Annotated in this window: 26 protein-coding genes; 11 read left to right on the top strand and 15 right to left on the bottom strand. The window is 33.2% G+C overall.

What is annotated here, in order from left to right; translation table 11 throughout:
- Window positions 1–185: 185 nt before the first annotated feature.
- From BN2665_RS18265 to BN2665_RS18250, 4 genes are all read left to right on the top strand, one after another.
- Complete coding sequence (locus BN2665_RS18265; protein ID WP_423229868.1) at window positions 186–950, top strand: response regulator transcription factor; 765 nt, start codon at window positions 186–188, stop codon at window positions 948–950.
- On the top strand, window positions 922–2,325 hold the full coding sequence (locus BN2665_RS18260; protein WP_195892723.1) for a HAMP domain-containing sensor histidine kinase: 1,404 nt from the start codon (window positions 922–924) through the stop codon (window positions 2,323–2,325). The genes BN2665_RS18265 and BN2665_RS18260 overlap by 29 nt, the downstream gene beginning before the upstream one ends.
- 90 nt (window positions 2,326–2,415) lie before the next feature.
- Window positions 2,416–2,850, top strand: coding sequence for an HI0074 family nucleotidyltransferase substrate-binding subunit (locus BN2665_RS18255; RefSeq protein WP_055668562.1), 435 nt, complete (start codon window positions 2,416–2,418; stop codon window positions 2,848–2,850).
- A 4-nt stretch (window positions 2,851–2,854) separates the two neighbouring features.
- Window positions 2,855–3,148 (top strand): nucleotidyltransferase family protein, encoded by a 294-nt coding sequence (locus BN2665_RS18250; protein WP_055668561.1) that lies wholly within the window; start codon window positions 2,855–2,857, stop codon window positions 3,146–3,148.
- A gap of 61 nt (window positions 3,149–3,209) precedes the next feature.
- On the opposite strand, the gene BN2665_RS18245 is transcribed toward BN2665_RS18250, so the two are convergent.
- Window positions 3,210–4,241, bottom strand: a complete 1,032-nt coding sequence (locus BN2665_RS18245; protein ID WP_055668560.1) for a threonine aldolase family protein — start codon at window positions 4,239–4,241, stop codon at window positions 3,210–3,212.
- A gap of 430 nt (window positions 4,242–4,671) precedes the next feature.
- Here BN2665_RS18245 and BN2665_RS18240 point away from each other — a divergent pair, with 430 nt between their 5' ends.
- Window positions 4,672–6,000, top strand: a complete 1,329-nt coding sequence (locus BN2665_RS18240; protein WP_055668559.1) for a family 4 glycosyl hydrolase — start codon at window positions 4,672–4,674, stop codon at window positions 5,998–6,000.
- Between the two features lie 66 nt (window positions 6,001–6,066).
- Window positions 6,067–7,242, top strand: a complete 1,176-nt coding sequence (locus tag BN2665_RS18235; RefSeq protein WP_055668558.1) for an NAD(P)-dependent malic enzyme — start codon at window positions 6,067–6,069, stop codon at window positions 7,240–7,242.
- 51 nt (window positions 7,243–7,293) lie between these two features.
- Here BN2665_RS18235 and BN2665_RS18230 read toward each other — a convergent pair whose 3' ends face one another.
- The gene (locus tag BN2665_RS18230) at window positions 7,294–8,664 is read right to left on the bottom strand and encodes a DUF4179 domain-containing protein (RefSeq protein WP_055668557.1); all 1,371 of its coding nucleotides are present in this window, start codon (window positions 8,662–8,664) and stop codon (window positions 7,294–7,296) included.
- 12 nt (window positions 8,665–8,676) lie between these two features.
- Window positions 8,677–9,204 carry an RNA polymerase sigma factor gene (locus tag BN2665_RS18225; protein ID WP_082435953.1) on the bottom strand — a complete coding sequence of 176 codons (528 nt, stop codon included), beginning with the start codon at window positions 9,202–9,204 and terminating at the stop codon, window positions 8,677–8,679.
- A 238-nt stretch (window positions 9,205–9,442) separates the two neighbouring features.
- Between BN2665_RS18225 and BN2665_RS18220 the strand changes: the two genes are divergently transcribed.
- From BN2665_RS18220 to BN2665_RS18205, 4 genes are all read left to right on the top strand, one after another.
- On the top strand, window positions 9,443–9,826 hold the full coding sequence (locus tag BN2665_RS18220) for a GntR family transcriptional regulator (protein WP_055668556.1): 384 nt from the start codon (window positions 9,443–9,445) through the stop codon (window positions 9,824–9,826).
- 95 nt (window positions 9,827–9,921) lie between these two features.
- Window positions 9,922–10,776, top strand: a complete 855-nt coding sequence (locus BN2665_RS18215; protein WP_055668555.1) for an ABC transporter ATP-binding protein — start codon at window positions 9,922–9,924, stop codon at window positions 10,774–10,776.
- A gap of 16 nt (window positions 10,777–10,792) precedes the next feature.
- Window positions 10,793–11,437, top strand: a complete 645-nt coding sequence (locus BN2665_RS18210) for an ABC-2 transporter permease (protein ID WP_055668554.1) — start codon at window positions 10,793–10,795, stop codon at window positions 11,435–11,437.
- A 9-nt stretch (window positions 11,438–11,446) separates the two neighbouring features.
- Window positions 11,447–12,118, top strand: coding sequence for an ABC-2 transporter permease (locus tag BN2665_RS18205; RefSeq protein ID WP_055668553.1), 672 nt, complete (start codon window positions 11,447–11,449; stop codon window positions 12,116–12,118).
- Between the two features lie 136 nt (window positions 12,119–12,254).
- Here the strand turns inward: BN2665_RS18205 and BN2665_RS18200 are convergent, their stop codons facing one another.
- From BN2665_RS18200 to BN2665_RS18170, 7 genes are all read right to left on the bottom strand, one after another.
- On the bottom strand, window positions 12,255–13,619 hold the full coding sequence (locus BN2665_RS18200) for a PTS fructose transporter subunit IIC (protein WP_055668552.1): 1,365 nt from the start codon (window positions 13,617–13,619) through the stop codon (window positions 12,255–12,257).
- Between the two features lie 98 nt (window positions 13,620–13,717).
- On the bottom strand, window positions 13,718–14,161 hold the full coding sequence (locus BN2665_RS18195; RefSeq protein ID WP_055668551.1) for a PTS sugar transporter subunit IIA: 444 nt from the start codon (window positions 14,159–14,161) through the stop codon (window positions 13,718–13,720).
- Window positions 14,161–15,099, bottom strand: a complete 939-nt coding sequence (gene pfkB / locus BN2665_RS18190; protein WP_055668550.1) for a 1-phosphofructokinase — start codon at window positions 15,097–15,099, stop codon at window positions 14,161–14,163. The genes BN2665_RS18195 and pfkB overlap by 1 nt, the downstream gene beginning before the upstream one ends.
- 113 nt (window positions 15,100–15,212) lie before the next feature.
- Window positions 15,213–15,977, bottom strand: coding sequence for a DeoR/GlpR family DNA-binding transcription regulator (locus BN2665_RS18185; protein WP_055668549.1), 765 nt, complete (start codon window positions 15,975–15,977; stop codon window positions 15,213–15,215).
- Window positions 15,978–16,166: 189 nt separating this feature from the next.
- Complete coding sequence (locus tag BN2665_RS18180) at window positions 16,167–16,472, bottom strand: PadR family transcriptional regulator (RefSeq protein ID WP_055668548.1); 306 nt, start codon at window positions 16,470–16,472, stop codon at window positions 16,167–16,169.
- Between the two features lie 15 nt (window positions 16,473–16,487).
- On the bottom strand, window positions 16,488–17,267 hold the full coding sequence (locus BN2665_RS18175) for an ABC transporter permease (protein WP_055668547.1): 780 nt from the start codon (window positions 17,265–17,267) through the stop codon (window positions 16,488–16,490).
- 1 nt (window position 17,268) lies between these two features.
- On the bottom strand, window positions 17,269–17,907 hold the full coding sequence (locus BN2665_RS18170) for an ABC transporter ATP-binding protein (RefSeq protein ID WP_055668546.1): 639 nt from the start codon (window positions 17,905–17,907) through the stop codon (window positions 17,269–17,271).
- 286 nt (window positions 17,908–18,193) lie between these two features.
- On the opposite strand from BN2665_RS18170, the gene chrA reads away from it, so the two are divergent.
- Window positions 18,194–19,258: a chromate efflux transporter gene (gene chrA, locus BN2665_RS18165; RefSeq protein WP_055668545.1), complete on the top strand. Its 1,065-nt coding sequence runs from the start codon at window positions 18,194–18,196 to the stop codon at window positions 19,256–19,258.
- A gap of 128 nt (window positions 19,259–19,386) precedes the next feature.
- Here chrA and catA read toward each other — a convergent pair whose 3' ends face one another.
- The 5 genes from catA to BN2665_RS18140 all read right to left on the bottom strand — a co-directional run bounded on the left by catA (window position 19,387) and on the right by BN2665_RS18140 (window position 23,148).
- A complete protein-coding gene (gene catA, locus BN2665_RS18160; protein ID WP_055668544.1) occupies window positions 19,387–20,046 on the bottom strand; it encodes a type A chloramphenicol O-acetyltransferase in 660 nt (219 codons plus the stop codon).
- 215 nt (window positions 20,047–20,261) lie between these two features.
- Entirely contained in the window at window positions 20,262–20,843 is a 582-nt protein-coding gene (locus tag BN2665_RS18155) for a GNAT family N-acetyltransferase (RefSeq protein ID WP_055668543.1), read from the bottom strand.
- A 60-nt stretch (window positions 20,844–20,903) separates the two neighbouring features.
- On the bottom strand, window positions 20,904–21,794 hold the full coding sequence (locus BN2665_RS18150; protein ID WP_055668542.1) for a GNAT family N-acetyltransferase: 891 nt from the start codon (window positions 21,792–21,794) through the stop codon (window positions 20,904–20,906).
- A 123-nt stretch (window positions 21,795–21,917) separates the two neighbouring features.
- On the bottom strand, window positions 21,918–22,178 hold the full coding sequence (locus tag BN2665_RS18145) for a CD3324 family protein (protein WP_055668541.1): 261 nt from the start codon (window positions 22,176–22,178) through the stop codon (window positions 21,918–21,920).
- A 472-nt stretch (window positions 22,179–22,650) separates the two neighbouring features.
- The gene (locus BN2665_RS18140; RefSeq protein WP_055668540.1) at window positions 22,651–23,148 is read right to left on the bottom strand and encodes an HIT family protein; all 498 of its coding nucleotides are present in this window, start codon (window positions 23,146–23,148) and stop codon (window positions 22,651–22,653) included.
- Between the last annotated feature and the right edge of the window lie 17 nt (window positions 23,149–23,165).

Below are 23,165 nucleotides of genomic sequence, written 5' to 3'. Positions count from 1 at the left end.
GGAATTTTGAAGCTAAAGAAATGTATTTAGATTTTTGTAACCTATAGGAGGCTGTGAAAAAAGGTGTTCTATAGGTTTCCCTACACCGCGCGTGGAGCTCCACGAGCGGCCCGTGAAAAAGAACACCTATGTTTTTCACATCCTCCTATATATTAGGTTATAAGAAGAAAGGATATGTATAAATTATGACTTATATAAATACCATAAACGAAAAATACACCATCCTAGTAGTAGATGATGAAAAAGCCATATTAGATGTAGTAAAGGCCTATTTAGAAAAGGAAGGCTTTGAAGTAATTACTGCTGTTAACGGAGAAGAAGCCTTAAATATTTTCAATAAAGAAACCCTTCACCTTATTATATTAGACCTTATGCTGCCTAAAATCTCTGGCGAAGAGGTATGCAGTAAAATAAGAAATACTTCCTCAGTGCCTATAATAATGCTTACAGCAAAAATAGAAGAGGAAGACAGGATAAACGGCATTTATATAGGTGCCGATGATTACCTTGTAAAGCCTTTTAGCGTTAGGGAATTGGTAGCCAGAACAAGAGCCTTGCTTAGAAGAACCTATAAAGATTTCTCCCCTTTAGCAGACATATTCTCCTTTAACCAAGGAGATTTAACTATTGATATAAAGAAAATGATAGTAAAAAAGAGAGATAATATAATAAACCTAACCACTAACGAATTCAAAGTCTTATCTGCTTTAATCAAAAAACCTGGAGAGGTTTTTTCTAGAGAAAAACTAGTGGAATATGCCTTTGGTATGGATTACGAAGGCTTCGATAGAACCATGGATACTTACATAAAAAACCTACGTCAAAAAATAGAGGATAACCCTAAAAATCCAGAATATATAATTACTATTTATGGTATGGGGTATAAATTTAAAATTCCTAACTCTATGGGAGGCGGAAAACATGAAAATGAAAAAAACACCCTTAAATAAAACCTTAGCTCTTAGCTTTCTCATAGTGATACTAGGTTCTATTATAATTTCTAGCATAATATCTAACTATTCCATCAATAAAGAATTTAATAATTATCTTATTGGTGAACAAAATGATAAGATTCAAAATGTAATAAGCATTTTACAAGACTCTTATACAAAAAATAACACCATAGGCATAAATATAGATGAACTGAACAGATATGCAGAGCTTCAAGAGTTATCCATTGAGGTTAGGGACTTAAATAATAAGATAATCTATTCCTCAGGGAATTCCCATTTTGGCAGAAGAGATAATATGAGAAGGATGATGAATTCTATGCCAAAGAGAAGCACTATGATGGATTCAAAAAAATATACCGAAAAGGACTATACCTTAAAGGCTAATGGCGGCACCATAGGTTATGTGACCATAGGCTATTTTGGCACCTCCTATTTAAGCTCCGGTTCCATAAACTTTATATCTACACTAAATCGATCCTTTATATTTTCTGCTATCATAGCCTTAGCCTTTGGACTTATAATAAGCATAATAATATCAAAGCAAATATCAAAACCTCTAATGAAAATCACAGAGGTCACAAATAAAATGCGAAGTGGAAACTTAGAGATCCGCTGCGGAGAAAACTCAAAAACAAAAGAGATATACGACCTGTCAGCCTCGGTAAATTATTTAGCAGAAACCTTAAGAAACCAAGAAATGCTAAGAAAAAGGCTTACTGCAGATATGGCTCATGAGCTTAGAACCCCTTTAACCACACTAAAAACTCACATAGAAGCCTTTCTCGATGATATATGGGAGCCAACCAAAGAAAGACTCCAGGTTTTTTATGAAGAAATTCAAAGACTAACCCACATGGTAGATAATCTTTATAACCTATCAAAGCTTGAAGAGCTAAACCTTAATCTTAATCTAAGCAAAATTAATATCTCACAGGAAACAGAAAAGATTATAAATACCTTCAAGCCCATATATCAAAAGGAAAATTATGAGCTAAAAAGTAATATAGAGCAAAATCTATATACTTTAATAGATAGAGATAAATTTAAGCAAATAATATATAACTTACTTTCTAATGCTTTAAAATACTTAAACCCTCAAGGCACAGTAGAACTTACCCTAATAAAGCAAGGCACTAACCTAATGCTAACCATAAGAGATAGCGGCATAGGCATAACAAAGGAAGAGCTGCCCTTCATATTTGAAAGGTTCTTTAGAAGCGATACCTCCAGAAACAAAAGCACAGGAGGTTCTGGTCTTGGACTAACTATAACCAAATCCTTCGTAGAAGCTCATGGAGGTAAAATCTTTGTGGATAGCAATCTAGGGCAGGGAACTACCTTTGAAATACTGCTGCCACTAAGGATGGAATGAAGCTATAGAAAAATTTAGGGTTTACAATTATATAAATAACTTTTGGTGTATAATATAGATATGATTTAAAGAAAGGATTGATACAACTTCATGTCAATATTAAATAAATATGATGAATCTATATCCTTAACATATAATTATACTTATAGAATGTTATCCCATTTAAAAAACATAATAATCAATTTAGAAAAACTTAGAGATATTGATGAATTAACAAAAGAAGTTTATAGAGACTCGATTATAAAAAAATACGAAACTCTGGAAGATTTAACTTGGAAATTACTATCAAAAATATTTAAATCTAATGGACTAGAGATAAATAATCCTAGAGGTTGTTATAAGCAAGCCTTTAAGGAAGGACTTATAGAAGATATAGACATTTGGAATGATATTTTGCTATCAAGAAATTCCACGGCACATATTTATGATGAAGCAGACTACGAAAAAATAAAAGACAAAATAGTAAATGAATATGTGAAAGCCATAGAAAAATTATTAAATAAAATTTCTGACGAAGTGATGTGATACTATGTATGGAATAAACAAAGATGTCTATGAAAATTTAATTTACTATTTTAATAAAAATACTAATATAAAAAAAGTCATATTATTTGGTTCTAGAGCTAAAGGCACTGAAAAAATAAATTCTGACATCGATCTTTGCATAGATTTCTCTGGGGAAAATAGAGCTTCTCTCATAGAAGAAATCGATAAATTAATAGGAATATATTCCTGTGATATTGTGTTTTTAGACTCTCTTAATGAACCCATAGAAAAACAAATTGCTAGAGATGGTGTGGAAATATATACAAAATACCAATAAAGAAACGTGAGTTTCATAAATAGCATGGCTATTTACGAAACTCACGTTTTAACTAAAAATCCTATTCCTTTATCGCCTTAACCAATGCATTAGCATCATTTATATCCGTTGCCCAGCTAGTGCAAAAACGCACTGCACAGTGCTCCTCATCAATTTTCTGCCAAAAGGAGTATTCAAAGTTTTCCTTTAATTTTTCTAGAACTTTATTAGGTAGTATAGGAAACTGCTGATTGGTAGTAGACTCTGTTAAAAATGGATAACCTTTTTCTATGCAAGCCTCTTTTATTAACCTAGCCATATTATTTGCATGGGCAGATATTTCAAAATACAAATCCTTCTCAAATAAAGTTAGAAATTGTAATCCAAGCAATCTGCCTTTGGCAAGCATTCCACCCTTTTGCTTTAATATGTATCTAAAATCTTCTTTTAACGCTTCCTTGGATATAACCAAAGCTTCACCAAAAAGTGCTCCCACCTTAGTTCCTCCAATATAAAAAGCATCACAAAGCTTAGCAATAGTAGGCAGATCTAAATCATTATTTTCAGCACATAAACCATAACCTAAACGAGCTCCATCCATATATAAAATAAGATTATTCTTTCTAGAAACTTCGCTGATTTCAGCTAATTCCTGCTTTGAGTAGATAGTTCCTATTTCTGTAGGGTTTGATATGTAAACCATCTTGGGCTGTACCGTATGTTCCCTTACTTCATCGTTATAATGCTCATCATAAACCCTTTGCACTTCCTCCGCAGTTATTTTACCATCTACACCCTTAACAGCTAAAACCTTATGCCCAGTAGCCTCGATAGCCCCGCTTTCATGGGTATTTATATGACCTGTATCCACAGATACAATTCCTTGATGGGGACGTAAAGCCGAAGAAATAAAAGTTAAATTTGTCTGAGTGCCCCCTACAAAAAAGTGTACATCTAAATTTTCATTCTTACATTTTTCCTTAATGAGCCCTCTTGCCTTTTCACAATAAGGATCCATGCCATAGCCAGAAGTCTGCTCCAAATTAGTTTCCATTAATCTTTCTAATATTCTAGGATGCGCTCCTTCAGTATAATCAGAATTAAAACGAATCATTTTTACACCATCCTTGTTTTTCAGTCTAGAAAATGTTTATTAACTTTATTATAGCTTACTTTTCGGGGTGTGTGAAAAAAACTATAAATATTATTTTAAACCTCATAATATTTATATTTTCCCTTCTATCTATTTTCCTTTGCCAGCTACTTAGGCTTTTTATTATCTCATTACAAGTTCTTTATTTAAGAAAGTAATGCTTCCTTATTATATTGTGGCAAAGGAAACCCCCCTCTGCCACATCCCCCCTCTTACTTTAGTCACTAAAAGTGACCAAGATAAAGAATTCCTATTAGGGTAGTAAAGAAGCCAATTCTATTGTAATTTTCATCAAAAAAACTGATAATAAGAACCGTACTCTTAAAAGGCTTTAGCAGCTTTTGTAGAGGCTAAAATGAAAACGGATCATTATAGAAAGGGATGAATTTAAATGGAAAGAAAAAAGCAGGTAGTAACTATAGTTGGGGCTGGCAGCACAAGAATCCCGGCTCTAATAGGAAGCTTAATAAACTATAAGGATAGATTTCCATTAAAAAAACTAGTACTTTTTGATATTGACATAAAACGTATTGAAGCTTTACAAGATTATATAAGATTGACCATGGAAAAATATTGCCCAGAGGTAGAACTAGTATTTACAGATAAGGATGAAGAAGCTTATATAGATACAGACTATGTATTCTGCAACATGCGTGCTGGAAACTTTGAAATGAGAGGCTTGGATGAGAAGATTCCACTAAAGTATGATTTAGTGGGTCAAGAAACCTGTGGACCAGGAGGCTTCGCTTATGGAATGAGATCCATAGGAGCTATGATAGACATGGTTAAGAAGGTTAGAGAATATGCCCCTGAAGCGTGGATATTAAATTATACTAATCCAGCAGCCATAGTGGCAGTTGCCTTGGACAAAGCTTTCCCAGATGACAAGAAAATATTAAATATATGCGATCAACCTTACTCCATGATTAAGTCCTTTGCAAAGATATTAGAGGTAGATATGTATGACATAGAACCAAGATTCTTTGGACTAAATCATTTCGGATGGTTTACAAAGCTATATTATACACCAACTGGAGAAGACCTATTACCAAAGCTTAAAAGCTTCTTAAGTGGACACGAATTTAAGCCTTACAATGCAGAACAAAGAGAAGCATCCTGGCTTAAGACTTATAAAAATGTAAACAAGATTATGTCCTTCTTCCCAGAGTATCTTCCAAATACTTATTTACAATATTATTTCTTCCCGGATGAAATAGTTAAGGACAGCGATCCAAATTACACTAGGGCCGATGAAGCTTTAAACGGCAGAGAAAGAGAAGTTCTTGAGCTATGCAAGAAGGTTAAGGAGCAAAACTCTTTAGAAGGAATTCCTCTATTAACTGGAGCAGTTCACGGAAATATGATGGTAGAAGTAGCTGAATCCATAGCCTACGATTTAAAGAAGGTATTTGTTATTATGACTAGAAATGAAGGCATAATACCTAACCTTCCAGAAGATGCCATGATAGAAGTAGCTGGGGAATTAACTAAGTATGGAGTGGTAGCTTATAAGGTTGGAGAGATTGGAACCTTTTATAAGGGATTAATGGAATGTCAATACGCTTACGAAAAGCTAACCGTTGAGGCTTGCTTGGAGTCAAATTACGAGAAAGCACTACAAGCTCTAACCTTGAACCGTACTATTGTTAATCCAGTTAAGGCTAAAGCAGTATTAGATGATTTAATGGAAGCTAATAAAGACTACTGGTATTTAAAATAATCTACAAAATAAGTGTACTATAATTTCTTTTATATTGCGTAACTATTAAGCAGAGAGGTGTTTTTTATGGATATATATGAAGAATCACTAAAGTTTCACGAGGAGAACAGAGGTAAGTTTGAAATAAAATCTAGAGTAAGTGTTCAGGATAGAAAGGCCTTAAGCTTAGCTTATACTCCAGGAGTAGCAGAGCCTTGCAGAGAAATATATAAAGATAAGGAAAAGGCCTATCTATATACAAGAAAATGGAATACCGTGGCTGTTATTTCTGACGGTACCGCCGTTCTAGGTCTTGGAGATATAGGTCCTGAAGCTTCCCTACCTGTAATGGAGGGAAAATCTATACTGTTTAAGGAATTTGGAAATGTGGATGCCTTTCCTTTAGTGCTAAACACTAAAAATGTAGATGAAATTGTGGAAACTATAATTAGAATCTCCCCAACTCTAGGAGCCATCAATTTAGAGGATATATCTGCTCCAAGATGTTTTGAAATTGAAAAAAGGTTAAAGGAAAGCCTTGATATTCCAGTATTCCATGATGACCAGCATGGTACAGCTATAGTAACTTTAGCTGCTCTTATAAATGCATCAAAAATAGTGAATAAAAAATTAGAAGATTTAAAAGTTGTAGTCAATGGTGCTGGAGCTGCTGGAGTTGCTATAACAAAATTATTGCTTTCCTCTGGAGTAAAAAATATAATACTCTGCGATAGAAAAGGAGCTATATATGAAGGTCGTGAGGGTTTAGATCACTCTAAAATAGATATAGCTAAAATAACTAATAGATCCATGGAAGCAGGTTCCTTAGAAACAGTTATTAAAAATTCTGATGTTTTCATAGGTGTATCAGCTCCTAATGTAATGAGTAAAGATATGGTTAAATCTATGAACAAGGATTCCATGATATTTGCTATGGCAAATCCTGTGCCAGAAATATTTCCTGAGGATGCCAAGGAAGCCGGAGCTAGAGTCATAGGTACAGGCCGTTCAGATTTCCCTAACCAAATAAATAATGTACTAGCCTTCCCAGGAATATTTAGAGGGGCCCTAGATGCTAGAGCTAAAGAAATTAACGAAGCAATGAAGGTAGCTGCAGCATATGCTATAGCTAATTCTGTGAGTGAGGAACAGCTTCATGAAGATTTCATAATCCCTAATGCCTTTGATATTTCTGTACAAAAGGCTGTAGCTAAAGCAGTAATGGAAGCCGCCATAAATAGTGGCGTGGCTAAAGTGAAGTAATAAAAAACATACTTAGGCTTTTAAGCAAAACCTAAGTATGTTTTTTACAATCTATTCTAAATTTATCTTTATCTCTTGATCTTTAATAAGTTCTGTATCATATCCTACAGGAGTTCCTATTTGTGCAATTTTTGAAAAGTCAAGTTGACTATTTGAGAATTTAAGCCTTTGAACATATCTTCCACTTTCTCTATCTACGGATGTGCTTAGACCGTACTCCCCTAGAGGAAGCTGTTTTCCATTACTATCATAGAACCTAAAGAGAGGCTCTCCTATATTAATTCCTTCGTTGTGGTAAGTGACTTCTATGGTTCCTCTCTTAAATTCTACTTTTTCCACTACCACGCTTCCTATATTAGAATTTTTAAAGGTTATGGGAAGCTGGCTTATGCTGAATTTTTCATCCACTAATTCCTTACTATCATCTGGAGCTTTTATAGGTATAAGCCTTAGGTATTTCATATCTACATTGCCTTTTATAAATTCAAAAGAATTTGTTGCTTTCCCAAAAATTGAACCTTGTAAGTCTGTATTTAGCAGGTCTAAGGCCATACCTTTATCATCTATTAATACAAAATTTCGAAATATCCTAGAATCCTTTGACTTTTCACTTATTATGATTTGGCTTCCAAAAGGAGATATACTTACTTTATCTATGGTAATGTTATGTTTAAAGTTTCCTACATCAATAGTAGCCTTTATATTAGGCTTAACGGTTTTGCTCTCAGTTTCCACCTCTGCCTTATCTATGGTGGAAGCGATGCTCCAATTACCTTTTACCCTGAATATCTCTTCTGCATACATTTCAAGATCAAAGTTCTTAGGCAATTTAATTTGAGATACATTAATTCTCCTCATTACTTTTAGAGTATTTTCTCCCTGAAAGTAGGCATCCATATCATTATTATTACTATATCTTATTTCTTTTCCATTAATCTTAAAATGCAGTAAAGGTACTGATAACACTTCTTTAAATAAATATTCATTAGTAAATTTCATATCTATAGGCTTATTACTTTCAACAGTAAAGAAAACATTCATAAAATTATCATCTATGGCCAAGTTATCTAGGGTAAGCTTGATTCCCTTATCTTCTGCTGCTACCCCCACAGCTCTATTAAATTTTTCAAAGCTTGCTTTGTTTTCATAGTACTTTGTGCTTGAATTATCAAAATAAGATATTACTTGACCAATTATATTTTTCCCAAAGCTTGTGTCTAACGCAAAAACCGTAGTTATAGATAGAGTTGCCACCGCTGCTGCTATTAAGGCAATCTTAATACTAACCTTTCTATGCGAACTTTTATTGGGTAAGCTTTTTATAATATTATTGATCTTCATATCCACTTCCTCTGGCAATTGAAATACTTCCTTTTTGGCTTTTTCCTTTAATAATCTATCAAAATCATCTAATCTCTCCACAATAACTCCCCCTTAATCTATTTTTACCATAGTCTTAAGCTTCGATTTGGCTCTGCTAAGCCTAGATTTTACAGTACCTTCAGAAATATTTAAAACCCTGCTGATATCCTTTATACTCATATCCTCATAGTAAAATAAAAATACCACTGCTTTAAATTTATCCTCTAATTTGTTTATGTGGCACATGAGGCTATCTTCATTGTTCTCCACGTAAACTCCTTGAAAGTCTTTTATATTCTCCGTAAGTTCAACTCTTTTACTATTTCGAATTATAGAATAACATTCATTCACAAGTATTTTCATAACCCAAGATTTAAAGCTATCTATGTTTTTTAATTGATACATATTTTTATAAGCCTTTACGATAGTCTCTCCTATAGCATCTTCTACGTCCGCCTCATTTTTTAATATGCTTTTAGAAAGTCTGTATAGTGAAACTTTATTTTCGTTTATCAATTCTACAAAAGTATCCTTATTAGAAACTTTAGAAGTAATATACCTAGTATCTTGATTTTCAACCATGGCTTTATTAAACTCCAATCTTCCGTCACCTCTTTTTTATTTTACTATTTTTAAGTTATATTAGGGATATCTCTAATTACATATGATAGATAATTTACCATAGAAAAAAGTTCCCCCATCATAAAAATATTTATATAGATTATTTATTTTACAACTATTTACATGAAAATTCTATATTGACATTGTTTTAAAGAAAGAATATACTGTATATAAACAATATATACAGTAATAACAGCATTAAGGATGGTGATAACGCTTGAACATAATTATTTCTAACTCCTCCGGCGAACCCATATATGAGCAAATAGTAAAGCAGGTAAAAAATCATATTCTTACAGGGGTTCTAGAAGAAGGAGCCTCTCTGCCTTCAATAAGAAATCTAGCCCAAGAACTTAGAATCAGTGTTATAACTACTAAAAGGGCCTATGAAGAATTAGAGAGAGAAGGCTTCATACATACCATGCCCGGAAAAGGCTCCTTTGTTTCAGGACAAAACAAAGAACTGCTGAGGGAAAAAAGGATAAAAATAATAGAAGAAAAACTTCAAGAAGCCATAGAAGAGAGCAGATTGTTAGATTTAAGTTTAGAAGAGCTTAAGGATATGCTAACGATATTTTATGAAGAGAGCAATGATAGATAAAGGCATTAATATAGAAGCATATTAAGCTAGCTGATTAAACTTGTGACTTTTACTTATGTAAAAAATCAAGGTTAAATTTATGGGAGGTTTTAATTATGGAAAATATATTAGAGATAAAAAATTTAAGAAAAGGATATAAAGATTTCACCTTAAAGGATATAAGCTTTACTTTGCCTAGGGGCTTTGTTATGGGATTTATAGGTCCTAATGGCGCAGGAAAAAGCACTACCATAAAGCTCATAATGAATTTAATTAAAAAGAACTCTGGAGAAATAAATATCTTTGGAATGGACAATGTAAAACAGGAGAAGCAAATTAAAGAGAAAATCGGCTTTGTTTATGATGAAAACTACTTTTATGAAGAGCTAAACATAAAATCCATGGCTAATATAATAGCTTCCTTCTATAAAAACTGGAATGAAAAAACCTTCGAAAAATATATCAAGCAATTTGGTTTAAATAAGGATAAGAAAATCAAGGATCTATCTAAGGGTATGAAGATGAAATTTTCCTTAGCCATAGCTCTAAGCCATAAGGCAGAGCTTATAATAATGGACGAACCAACTTCAGGTCTGGATCCCGTGTTTAGAAGCGAAATACTAGACATCTTATATTCTCTAATACAAGATGAAAATATAAGCATATTCTTTTCCACTCACATAACTACAGACTTAGAAAAAATAGCTGATTATATAACTTTCCTAAACAACGGTGCCATAGAATTTTCAGATGAGAAGGATTCTATTATGGACAGGTATTCCATAGTAAAAGGTTCTAAGGACTTACTAGATAGAGACACAAAAAAGGAATTTATAAAAGTTAGAGAAAACTCTTATGGTTTTGAGGCCTTAACCAATAATGTTCAAAGAGTTAAATCTCTCTTTAGAGATAAAGTTGTCATCGAAAGAGCCTCTCTTGAAGATATTATGGTATTTTCAGTGAAAAGATAGGAGGGACGGTTAACATATGTTTAAACTAATATATAAGGATATTCTGGTAAATAAGAGATACTTTAAGAGCATGCTTATATTTGCCTTGGTATTCCCTTTAATTTCTGTACTAAATGGTGGCTCCATTAATGCCTCTTATGTTTCAGTCATAATGTGTGGTTTTACCTTTTTTGTAATGGCAGTGGAGGTCGAGGAGAGAACAAAAACTTATAGAATTATAAACAGCTTGCCTATTAACAGAAAGACTACAGTATATGCTAGATACATGGGATCACTACTTATTTCCATCTTATTTATGTCTCTACTATGCCTTTTATTTTACTTCCTAAGTACTATACCTAACTCTCCTTTTAGAGCTTTTAATCTTTCTAAGCTATTAGAGGCCATTACCACTGTATTAATCATGAGCAGCATAGTGATGTGTGTGACCTACTGCTTCGGATATATGGCTGCAAGAATTGCAAACTTCGTGGTGTTTTTTCCTGTGATTTTCATACTAACTGCATTTCAAGATAAAGATTTTGCAGCCTTAGGTAAGCTTTTCTTAATACTTAAAGATACCAGCTTTAATATGCTTTTGATAAAGCTATCCATAGGAATACTAGTGTATTTATTATCTATGATTATTTCTGTTATGGTATATGATCAAAGAGATTTATAGGAGGGTGCTATGTTTAATTTAGTTTTGAAGGACTTTAAGCTAATTAAGAAGGTATTAATTTTGGGAGGAGCTTATGCTATCCTACTAGCAGTAATACAGAATCTTAATGAAGAAGTAGGCTTTTTTAGCCAAGGATTCAGTGGTTTTTATACAATTTTTATGACCTACGTCAGTTTTACCTATTCTAACGGCTATGATGATAAAAACAAGGCCTATATGTTTATAAACAGCTTACCAGTAGGAAAATCAATAGTAGTGATATCTAAATACTTATCTATAGTATGCTATAGTATCTTCTATTATATGTTCTTCTCCCTATGCTGTTTTATAGTAAATCTATTTACTTCTTCTCCCTTAAAAGCTTTTGACTTTTTAATTATGATCATAATATTGCTTATAAACCTTTTAATCTTTGGAATACAGTATCCACTTTATTATAAATATGGAACAAAATTTTTGCATATGTTTAAGCTCGTAGGTTTTTTTATAATATTCTTAATCCCTAACATTATAACTAAACTTGCTAAAACAATAGATCAAAATACCTTTCTCAATACTCTTCAATGGATAAATAATAATGCTATGCTGTCTATGTTAGTCTTTGGAATAATAGTTATACTTATAACCTTTGCTGCTCTTAATGCCTCTATTAAGATATATAGTAACAAAGATTTTGCATAAACATAAAATAAACTTTTTTTCATTAGTCACAAAGACATTACAAAATGCTTTATTCCTAATAGCCTAATGTATTAACTGGCAAGTATAAAAACCTCTAAGGAAATTTTCCTTAGAGGTTTTTTGTCAATACTATACTTTATTCTACATTCTTCTTAAGAGCTGATAACATGAATCCTGATACTACAGTTCCTACTATTATAGCTACCACATACATTGCTAAATTTCCCACTGCATTTGGTATAGGTAATACAAATATTCCACCATGAGGCACTGCTAAGGTACACTTAAATAGCATGGACAAAGCTCCTGTTACTGCTGAACCAACCATTATGGATGGTATAACTCTTAATGGATCTGCAGCTGCAAAAGGTATAGCTCCTTCTGTTATAAAGGAAATTCCTAGTGCCCAAGCTGCCTTACCTGCTTCTCTTTCCTGTGGTGTAAATTTGTTTTTAGCTATTACAGTAGCGAGAGCGATACCAAGAGGTGGTACCATACCTGCTGCCATAACTGCGGCCATTATGGTGGATGGTTGTCCTGCTGCAATGGTGGCTGCTCCAAAGGTATAAGCTGCTTTGTTCACTGGACCTCCCATATCAAAAGCCATCATTAGACCTATTATAGCTCCAAGTAAGACGGCATTAGTTCCGCTTAAGCCTTTTAACCAGCTAGTTAAGCCATCGTTTATTGCCTTTATTGGACTCCCTAAAATATAAATCATTATAAGACCTACAATTAATGTTGATAGAACAGGCAATACAAGTACTGGCATTAACCCTTCCATAGATTTAGGTAATTTTATATATTTCTTCAAATAATAAACAGTATAACCCGCAAGAAAACCTGCTAGTAATCCACCTAAGAAACCTGCCCCTAAATTGCCTGCTAAGAAGCCGCCTACCATACCTGGCACTAATCCTGGTCTGTCAGCTATAGAATATGCAATATATCCTGATAATATTGGAACCATAAAGCTAAATGCCCCTTGAGCTCCCATCTTAAATAACGCTGCTGCTAAGGTTCCTTCTTGTTCAAAGGCTTTAATTCCAAAAGCGAAGGAGAAGGCTATTAATAATCCACCAGCCACTACAAAAGGAATCATGAAGGATACTCCTGTCATTAGGTGCTTATATACTCCTGTTCTACTTTCCTTTTCTTCTGCTTTTGATTTAGCCACTTCTTCGGTGAGAGTTAACTTACTTTTTGCTTCCAAAGCTCTATTGATTAAGGATTTTGCGTCTTTTATAGCATCTTTAACTGAAGCTTCTACCACAGTAAGTCCTACAAATCTGCTTTTATCCACATTAGTATCCACCGCTAAAATTATTGCATGAGCTTCTTTTATATCTTCACTAGTTAAAACGTTTTCCGCCCCTACAGATCCCTGAGTCTCTACCTTTATTTCATGTCCCATTTCCTTAGCTGCCATTTGAAGTGCTTCTGCCGCCATATAAGTGTGAGCAATGCCCGTTGGGCAAGATGTTACAGCTAATAATTTCATATCCTTTCCTCCCCTTTATTTTTTATATTAAGCTGTTTCATTTAGAGTTAACTTACTTTATTATAAAACAGCTTATAAACTTTATTGCTTTATAAAGCTTATTCAAATATCTTTATAAACTCTTCAAAGTTATTGCATTTTAATAAGTTCTCTCTTATGTCTGCGTGCATTAGCTTCCTTGATATTTCGCTTAAGGCTCTAAGATGTAAATCGCTAGATTCTTCCGGTACTGCTATTAAAAAGAGCAGATGAGCTGGTTTATCATCCATGGATTCATATTCTATTCCATCAGTACTTCTACCAAAGGCTATGGAGGCTTCTTTTACAGCCTTGCTCTTACCATGAGGTATTGCTATGCCCATTCCAATACCTGTTGAAAACTCCTCTTCCCTTTTTAGTACTGCCCTTTTAAACTCTTCTTTGTCTAATATCTTTCCGTCCTGAATTAAAATATCTATTAATTCCTCTATAACTTCCATCTTGCTTGAAGAAGTTAGATTGAATTTTACTCTTTCTTTTGAGAACATATCCTTAGTATTCATCATACTACCTCCCTAATGCCTAATTCTGCTTGGTTTAGCAGTGATTTTACCTGTTCTATTGTACAGGCTTCTGTACCCTCTAGCATCACTGAAGCTGCTCCAGAGGCTTGTGCAAAAGCTAAAGTTTCCTTTGCATTTAGTTTGTTAACCATACTGTAAACTAAAGCCGCCACCATGGAATCTCCAGCCCCTACAGTACCTTTTACTGGTACTTTAAGCCCTTGAGCTTCCAAATCATCCTCTTCTGTAACGTACATAGCTCCTTTTTCTCCTAGAGATACAAGAACTCTTTCTATCCCTAAATCTCTTATGCATTTTGCGCCCTTTAATATATCTTTCTTATCCTTAATATCTATATTGAGTAACATTTTAAGTTCATGCTCGTTAGGTTTTATAACATGAGGCTTTTCCCTTATCCCCTCTTCCAGAAGCTCGCCTTCTGCATCTAGTATAACCCTAGCCCCATTACCTTTTGCTATAGCAGTTAATGTACCATATATATTCTTAGGTATAGAAGGCCCTACTCCTCCTGCGAGAATTACTATATCCTCTTTCTGGCACATACCTCTAAACATATTTATAAACTCATTTAATTCTTCTTTGGTTATGTGTGGTCCTGGCTCATTTATATCCGTGTATACCTTATTATCTATATCTACAATTTTTGTGTTAGTCCTAGTATTCCCTTTTATAGAAATAAAATTGTGCTTTATTCCTCTTTTATCTAGCTCTTTTTTAAAGATATCTTCCCAAATTCCGCCTAGAAAACCAGTGCATATAGAGTCTATGCCAAAATTCTTTAGAACCTTTGATACATTGATGCCTTTTCCACCTATATCATATCTAAGAGAATCTACTCTATTAACTGTTCCTAGAGTTAAATTTTCTATTAGCAAAGTCTTGTCCATAGCGGGATTCAAGGTTACTGTTATTACCATGCCTTCACCACCTTATCTATAGATAAACACTACGTAAACTTAATTTATAAATGTACCAAAATGGAAATCTTTAAGCCATTATGGTGCATTTATAAATTAATAGTTGAAGTTGTTTATCTATGTTTTGTTATCACATCTACTCCGATTTCTTCGTAGGATTTTATTACATCTTCCTCTAAATCATTACTAGTTATTATGGCTGTAACCGCCCTTATAGGACATATGACTGAGAAACACACCTTATTAAACTTTGAACTATCTGCTACCACTATGACTTTGCTAGCAGAATTCATCATAGCCTTTTTAGTTTGTGCTTCTACATGATTTGGAGTAGTTATTCCATCCTCTATAGAAATACCATTGGCTCCTATAAAAGCCTTGTCTACTCTAAAATTTCTTAATACTCCCTCAGTTATGTGTCCCACCATTGCCCTAGTGGTAAGTCTTAAGCTTCCGCCTGTTACTATGGTTTCTATGGACTCCTTTTCAGACAATTCAGAGGCTATATCTATAGAATTTGTTATTACCGTTATGTTTCTAGCCTTTAGCCTTCTAGCAATTTCTAAGGTGGTAGTACCTGAATCTAGTATTATAGTATCTCCATCTTCAATGATGCTGCTGGCTATTTCTGCGATATGAGCCTTTTCATTACTATGCTCTTCTCTTTTATCAGTAAAAGATGGTTCAAAGCTAGTTCTATTTACTCCTACAGCTCCCCCATGAGTTCTGGTCAAGAGCTTCATCTCCTCCATCTCCTGCAAGTCCCGTCTTATGGTTGATTCTGAAACTTTAAAAGTATTAGCTATTTCTGTTACCTTTATACTACTTCTCTCTTTTAATATTTCCGCTATTTTTTCTTGTCTCTCTTGAGCAAACATATTAATCCCACTCTTTCTCATTATATTTGATTTGCTCATTTATGATTGAATGCAATCATTTGTGATTGTTTGTTTTAATTTTATAGCTAATTCAATCAATTGTCAATACGTTTTCATAAAAATTAATCATATTCACTCATATCAAATCACAAATGAGCAAAGGCCAGCAATTTTTACTGCTGACCTTTATTACTTTATCTCCTTAAATAGCTCCCAAGCCTTTTTTCTCGCTTCTTCCAGCACCTCTATACCATTATCTGTAATAGAATAGTATTTTCTAACCTTGCCCTCTATTACTCTATCTTCCTTTATCAATAACCCATCCTCTTCTAAATTATGAAGTATTGGATATAGAGTTCCAGGGCTTACACTATAACCATGCTCTCCTAACTCTTCTATCATCCATGAGCCGAAAAAGGGTTCTTTCTTTGCATGATGCAGTATATGAATCTGCATAAAGCCTAAAAATAGTTTTCTTAATACTTTATCTTGCATTAGTTCTTCCTACTTTCAAATGTTTAATTGTTGTTCCTTATTAAAAAATGATTTATATCCTAACTGTACAAATAAAATAACTGTTAGTGATACGCTGCCTAATATTCCAAGCATTATAGCAATCTGATACTGAATAGCTAACAAGGGTGATGTACCTGAAAGTATTTGACCTGTCATCATGCCTGGTAAAAAAACTATACCCATACCTACCATGGAGTTTATTGTAGGCAATATTGCAGAGTCAAAGGCATTATCTACTATGTGCTTACAGGCATCCTTTGGAGTAGCCCCAAGCATCAAGGAATTTTCTATCATAGGCTTTTGAACTTTAAAACCTTCAACTAGTTTAGTTGCCCCTAAAGATATGCCAGTCATAGAGTTACCTATTAACATTCCAGCAATAGGAATAAAATACCTAGGATCATACCAAGGTCTTATATTCACTACTACCAATATAAAATATATCAAACTAAATAAGGTACCTGAGATCATGGATAATGCAATAACCTTTTTTAGTGATTTAGTAAGTATTAGCTTACTTCTTTTAAATATATTATATATTGAAAATATCTCCATAACAATTATAACTAATAAGGTATAAATCATATTTATATTGTCGAACAAATATATAAGTACATAGCCAGTCAAAATCAGTTGTAACGTCATTCTTATGGTAGATATTATTATTTCTTTTTCCCTTTTTATTCCTTTAACTCTTACAATGAATAAAAGTAATACTACAAATAAATAGGCTGCCACCATTTGAAACACACCTAAATCTATAACTCCATTCATGCTACTTACCCTCCTCTTCTACTACTCTCCCATTTTTAATATGTATTACATTATCAGCAAAAGTATTAGCCACAGTCTTTGAATGAGTTACCATGATTAAGGTTTTCCCATGGTCTCTACAATAGGTTTTAATATATTCTATTACCTTGGTTTCACTATCTTGATCTAAAGCTGAAGAAGGCTCATCTAGTAAAAACACCTCTGGCTCCATCAATATAATTCTTCCAATAGCAATCCTCTGCTTTTCCCCACCGGACAAATTGCTGCAATCCTCATGAATATCCTTATTTATATTAAGAAATTCCATCACAGATTTTAGCTTTTCCTCTGAAGGCAAGTCCTTCTCACTAAATATAATGCCCTTGATTAAATTATCTCTTATGCTTCCTTCATATATTATAGGTGTTTGAGGAAGCATAACTACCTCTCTTCGCAGTTCTATGGGGTTTAAGTCCTTTAGATTTGTTCCTTTAAATGTTAACCGTCCCCCTTCTGGATTTATCATCCTATTCAATAATTTTAACAATGTGGTTTTCCCGCTGCCGCTTTCTCCTACTATACAGGTGGTTTTATTTTTTGGTATTTCTAGCTTATTCACCTTTAGGATGTTTTTATAGCTTACATTTTCTAAATTAAACATAGTTAATCCTCCTCTATATACTCAATCTAAAATATCCCTATAATAATTAAATTTTAAATTCCTCTAGGATAATCAATGTTAATTCTATGTAATTTGTATTTACAGTTTAAATTTATTTATGTACAATTTCTATAACGAATAACGATAACGAATTACGATATTAAATATATTATACTACTCCTTGGGGACGGTTAACAACTAATTTCACATTTTAGCTTTGTCTTTGGGGACGGTTAAGGATTAATTACATTTTGACCTTATCTTTTAGTGAAAGGAAGTGAATATAATGAAAGAGATATTATCTTATTTTTTAAAGATCGGATTTTTGGGCTTTGGAGGGCCCATGGCTCATATAGCTATGATGGATGAGGAGTTAGTTGAGAAAAGAAAATGGGTTTCTAAAGAGGAGTTTTTAGAAGGCTTGGCCGTTTGCAATATACTCCCTGGTCCTGCTTCTACTCAGTTAGGTATTTACATAGGATATTTAAGAGGAGGATTAATGGGCGGTGTTTTAGCTGGCATTGGCTTTGTTCTTCCTTCCTTTATAATCATTACCTTGCTTAGCTTTCTATATTTTTCTTATGGAACCTTGCCTCAATTAAAAAGTATGCTTTATGGTATAAATGCTGTGGTTATCTCTTTAATAGGTATATCCCTTTATAAAATGGGTAAAAAATCTATAGAAGACAGTACAGCTTTTATAATTTTTATAATAAGCGCTATTGCTATATATTTCGGTAAAGTAAATATGATCTTAGTGATGACTATATCAGTCATAGCTGGCATATTCATATATTATGGCTTTCAGAAAAACAGCAGTAAACTTAATTCTTTGCTGCTGCCTCTTTTCTTATTCTTCTTTAAGGTAGGAGCCTTTATATATGGTGGTGGACTAGTTATTATACCTTTTATAGAGGCAGAAGTAGTGGAAAAGCTTGCTTGGCTTACAAAGGAAGAATTTTTAGCTGGTATTGCCTTAGGACAAATTACCCCAGGGCCAGTAGTGATAACTGCGGCCTTTATAGGCTATAAGATAGCAAACATATTTGGAGCCTTCATAGCTGCCTTAGCCATATTTTTACCATCTTTTATATTTATACTTGGCAGCGCGCCTTACCTCAAAAAAATAAAAAATATCCCTTGGATAAAGGGATTATTAAAAGGAGTCAATGCCTCTGTTATTGGCAGTATACTAGCAGCTTTACTTAACTTAGTTCCCAAAGCTCTCATTGACCCTTGGACTATCCTCATTGCTATAGCGGGATTTATAGCCATGTGGAAATATAAAGTAAATATATTTTATGTGGTAGCAGCCTCTGGAGTTATGGGATTAGTCATTAATATGGTTTAAAATGTAAACTAAACTTATGACTATTTAACTTCTTTAGTGTTAATAGTTAATTTTTAAGGGAAGCCATCTGACTTCCCTTGTTTCGATTTATAAGGATAATACAATCTAACCACAACTATCTAATATTCCTATTTATGTCTTAACCATGTTTGAGAATTTAATGCTAATTCTTGTACCTCATTAATAAATCTGCTGGTATGGTAACCATCACAAACTGCATGGTGGACCTGTATGGACATAGGAATAAATATTTTATTATTCTGTTCAAAATATTTACCAATAGTAAAAATAGGAACTAAATATCTTCCATCATTGTATACATTCAAATTAAACCCAGTAAAACTCACCCAAGGTATGCAGGATATAGGAAATGTATTGGCTGGTTCATTCAATTTCGGAGTAAACCTCATAATATCTCCATAGTTTTTAATATCATCAAGATACTTACTGTAAAAACATGAAAAACTTTCGTCATATTCTGACCAGATTTCTGAAAATGTTTCGTTATCCTTATGAAAGATAGTATAACTTGGACTCATACTATCCCAGTATCCTAAATTACCGTTTTCATAAAAACAAGTGCGGAATTCCTCATGATTATTAACCACAGTTGCAATGATATAAATAAGTGTTGGATACAGTTTAAGTTTTTTAAGTTTAATATCATGCAATAAATTTGTTATTTCTATATTTGCTGTCATGCTATAAGTGCACCTAACAGAATTCAAATAGTGTTCAAAATATGGTTTTCTGTTCCAATGTTCAATATCAATTAAATTAAATTTCATAATTTTAGCCTCCTAAAAAGTTTCGTTGACTTATTTTAGAAGGCTATCTTAATTGCGATAATCATTTTACGACCTCCTGTTATCTAAATAAATAATCTTTATGTTAAATTTATTTATAAGTATGAAGCATCTTTAATAAGCCTATTATATCTTATGAAATTATACAAGTCTAATAGACGAATATAATATACAATAGATACGCTTATTGAATCCGTTTATAATGCTGACAAATCTGCATTATTTATTACATAAATCATGTTATCTGTCCATGTATCAGATTCAAATATAAATCCTTTCCGTATACACTCCAACTTCATTCCTGCCCTCTCTGCTGTCTTTTGAGAAGCAACATTATCCAAATTGATATGTGCCTCTAAACGATGAAAGCAAAGTTCATTAAAAGCTATATCAATTGCACCCTTCGCCATCTCACTTCCATAACCATTACCCCAATGTTGATTGAGCAGCCAATACCCAACCTCCGCCCACTGAAAGTTCCTTCGCAAAATAGTTTTTATTATAACGCCGCCAATATAACTTCCATCGGATTTTTTAAAGACGCGAAACTCATAAGCCTTATCGCTTTTTGCGTGTTGGATCAAAGTATCTACAGTTCTTTTATAGAAATCTTCTGTAAAAACATCTGCGAGTTCAAGTTCTTCATCATCATACTTGTTTTGCTTTGCTTTCTGCCTCTTTAGACCATCTCTGATTATCTCAAAATCCTCTTCCATCGTTGTGCGGATTATAAGCCTCTGGGTTTCTCTACTAATATTCATATAATCTATTGACTGCATTTTTTTACCTCTCATATAATTAAATAGAATAATTCCTCTTTTCATACTTATTGTTACTTTTTATTTTTCTCTCCATATGGTAGCAGTACTGAACGGACGTAATCCAATACTGTAATAGAACTGCTGCGAGGAGCCTACTAAAGCCGTCTTTGCTCCAAGTTCTCCAACACGTCTAATTCCTTCTAAAACTACAGCTTTCCCCAATCCCATTTTTCTATATTGAGGATCTGTAGCTACGGGTTCTATCACTGCATAACCTGCTTCTGGGTCATACCACATTCCACAATAGGCAGCAAAATTTCCATCTGGAGCGACGGCAGCTACCTTTAAATTCAAGTCAACATTAGGACGAATCATTTCTTCTTTGCACAGCTCTTCCTTTTCTTTCGAAAACTGAAATTCTCCTTCACCATTCAACTCGTGGTTAAATCCTTTCCATAGCACGCGCAAATATTGGTATGGATCAAAGGTTTCCTCCATGGTAGTGATATGAAATCCCTCTGGCAAACGGTATTCTGTAGATGTCTTATCTAAATAAAAAATAGCATCACTTTCTTTCTGATCAGTAGCGATGAGCCCTAAGTTTGCTGCAATATCTTGAAATTTTAAGTCAGCATCTGCAATGACAATACCAAATTTTCCATCCTTAGAAAGATTATCTTTTGCATATAGTAACATCTCTTTTTTCAAGAAAGCATATTCTGGAAAAGTTAAGCAAAATGCGTCTCCTAATTGGCAATCAAAGGTCGCTACTCCTACGATTTGTTCATCCTCTTCCCATATACCGATTCTACCTACAGCAGATTTGTCTAAGTACCCATGTGTTGCCATCCAATCCCATCTTGTATATGTGAATTCTGCATATCCTAATCTTATAAAAAAATTCCTAACCTTATGATAATCTTCTGTAATGCCTGCTTGTTTTGTATAATTTCTAAACTGTACTGACATAAATATAGCCCCCTTTGCTACCATTATATACTTATATCAATATAGTATATATTCCAATTTTATATATAATCATTCTGTACCCATAATGAAAAAGGGCCTTGAAACATCCAAGCCCTCATCTTTTTATTTTTTATATATAATTTTACGCACCGTATCATATGCTAATCCATAATTATGAGATATTTGTTCTAGACTATAACCATCTTGATATTGCTGCTTGATTTCTTTATTTCTATCTTCGAAATAACTTTTAGAACCATTCTTTTCTCCCCATGCTATACGCTCATCACCAGTTGGTATATATAGAACTTTACCTTTTATATGTTTTTGAATTTCCATTAGCAAATGTTCGGGTAATACTTCTGCTGCATTTAAGTATTTCATAATATCCACTCCTTGTTTATTAGTTCATAAACAATTTGCAGAGTTCAGCAGATAGTAAATCTATAACTCCCACACAGAAATAGTATTACTACACCTTACTCTGCATGGGATAAACTTTGATCGAGACTATTTCGCAATATAATTCTTATTAGCATTTATTCTTCACCTCCTCAAAGAATTATTCATGTAATCGTAGCAAAGGTATACAGCTAATATATAGCGCTATAAATATATTAATTTTTAAGGAAACCATCTGACTTCCCTTGTTTCGCTTTTTAATACAATTATTCCTATACTTTATTATAAAATATCCCCTAGCATACTTCAATTATTTTACATAGCTAAATATATATTGCTTTTGTAATTTTAAAATCTTTTAGCTATGTATCCGAAAGATAAGCATGTTATTTAGAAGTATACATGCTTACATTTTCATTCTATAAAAAAATAGAGTTCACAATATACATGAACTCTATCTTTTATAATTCTTTAAAGCATTTCTTAATAAATCTATATTCTTAAAGACCTTATCTAAATTTTCTTTATTATTCATTTTATTTCTTGCGTGTAGCAGTACTGGCCTTAAAGATTCAACGGACCTGCCAAATTCATTCATCCATTCATATCTAGGAACCATCCATAAATGAAAATGATGAGTGGTATCTTCATTATAAAAATAATAAACATATTCAATGCCAAGCTCATCTCTTTGAGCTTTTCTAATGGCTTGAACTAAGTTTATACATTCTATTAATTCACTTTCGGTTAATTCATCTAAGCAGTGTATATGTCTTTTAGAAGCTACAATGACTAGACCTGGCACTGGATAGGCCACATCCTGATGAGCATGAAAATTCTCAGTTTCAATAATGGTTCCACCAGCAGGTTCAATTAAACCTGAAGTAATAGCACAGCTTAAGCATTCAACTTCTATGGTTCTACCATCTGCCATGGTAATCTTTTTTGCCATTTATTTATCTCCTCATG

Origin of the sequence: Desnuesiella massiliensis (assembly GCF_001403615.1) — a bacterium.
Classification (GTDB): domain Bacteria; phylum Bacillota; class Clostridia; order Clostridiales; family Clostridiaceae; genus Desnuesiella; species Desnuesiella massiliensis.
Note: the sequence above shows the minus strand (reverse complement) of the source record. Positions and strands in the feature narration are given on the sequence as shown.

What these genes read in the sequence shown, in the direction of transcription:
- BN2665_RS18265 (WP_423229868.1), top strand. Translation starts at nt 186, where the DNA reads ATGACTTATATAAATACCATAAACGAAAAATACACCATCCTAGTAGTA.
- BN2665_RS18260 (WP_195892723.1), top strand. Translation starts at nt 922, where the DNA reads ATGAAAATGAAAAAAACACCCTTAAATAAAACCTTAGCTCTTAGCTTT.
- BN2665_RS18255 (WP_055668562.1), top strand. Translation starts at nt 2,416, where the DNA reads ATGTCAATATTAAATAAATATGATGAATCTATATCCTTAACATATAAT.
- BN2665_RS18250 (WP_055668561.1), top strand. Translation starts at nt 2,855, where the DNA reads ATGTATGGAATAAACAAAGATGTCTATGAAAATTTAATTTACTATTTT.
- BN2665_RS18245 (WP_055668560.1), bottom strand. Translation starts at nt 4,241, where the DNA reads ATGATTCGTTTTAATTCTGATTATACTGAAGGAGCGCATCCTAGAATA.
- BN2665_RS18240 (WP_055668559.1), top strand. Translation starts at nt 4,672, where the DNA reads ATGGAAAGAAAAAAGCAGGTAGTAACTATAGTTGGGGCTGGCAGCACA.
- BN2665_RS18235 (WP_055668558.1), top strand. Translation starts at nt 6,067, where the DNA reads ATGGATATATATGAAGAATCACTAAAGTTTCACGAGGAGAACAGAGGT.
- BN2665_RS18215 (WP_055668555.1), top strand. Translation starts at nt 9,922, where the DNA reads ATGGAAAATATATTAGAGATAAAAAATTTAAGAAAAGGATATAAAGAT.
- BN2665_RS18210 (WP_055668554.1), top strand. Translation starts at nt 10,793, where the DNA reads ATGTTTAAACTAATATATAAGGATATTCTGGTAAATAAGAGATACTTT.
- BN2665_RS18205 (WP_055668553.1), top strand. Translation starts at nt 11,447, where the DNA reads ATGTTTAATTTAGTTTTGAAGGACTTTAAGCTAATTAAGAAGGTATTA.
- BN2665_RS18200 (WP_055668552.1), bottom strand. Translation starts at nt 13,619, where the DNA reads ATGAAATTATTAGCTGTAACATCTTGCCCAACGGGCATTGCTCACACT.
- BN2665_RS18195 (WP_055668551.1), bottom strand. Translation starts at nt 14,161, where the DNA reads ATGAATACTAAGGATATGTTCTCAAAAGAAAGAGTAAAATTCAATCTA.
- pfkB (WP_055668550.1), bottom strand. Translation starts at nt 15,099, where the DNA reads ATGGTAATAACAGTAACCTTGAATCCCGCTATGGACAAGACTTTGCTA.
- BN2665_RS18185 (WP_055668549.1), bottom strand. Translation starts at nt 15,977, where the DNA reads ATGTTTGCTCAAGAGAGACAAGAAAAAATAGCGGAAATATTAAAAGAG.
- BN2665_RS18180 (WP_055668548.1), bottom strand. Translation starts at nt 16,472, where the DNA reads ATGCAAGATAAAGTATTAAGAAAACTATTTTTAGGCTTTATGCAGATT.
- BN2665_RS18175 (WP_055668547.1), bottom strand. Translation starts at nt 17,267, where the DNA reads ATGAATGGAGTTATAGATTTAGGTGTGTTTCAAATGGTGGCAGCCTAT.
- BN2665_RS18170 (WP_055668546.1), bottom strand. Translation starts at nt 17,907, where the DNA reads ATGTTTAATTTAGAAAATGTAAGCTATAAAAACATCCTAAAGGTGAAT.
- chrA (WP_055668545.1), top strand. Translation starts at nt 18,194, where the DNA reads ATGAAAGAGATATTATCTTATTTTTTAAAGATCGGATTTTTGGGCTTT.
- catA (WP_055668544.1), bottom strand. Translation starts at nt 20,046, where the DNA reads ATGAAATTTAATTTAATTGATATTGAACATTGGAACAGAAAACCATAT.
- BN2665_RS18155 (WP_055668543.1), bottom strand. Translation starts at nt 20,843, where the DNA reads ATGCAGTCAATAGATTATATGAATATTAGTAGAGAAACCCAGAGGCTT.
- BN2665_RS18150 (WP_055668542.1), bottom strand. Translation starts at nt 21,794, where the DNA reads ATGTCAGTACAGTTTAGAAATTATACAAAACAAGCAGGCATTACAGAA.
- BN2665_RS18145 (WP_055668541.1), bottom strand. Translation starts at nt 22,178, where the DNA reads ATGAAATACTTAAATGCAGCAGAAGTATTACCCGAACATTTGCTAATG.
- BN2665_RS18140 (WP_055668540.1), bottom strand. Translation starts at nt 23,148, where the DNA reads ATGGCAAAAAAGATTACCATGGCAGATGGTAGAACCATAGAAGTTGAA.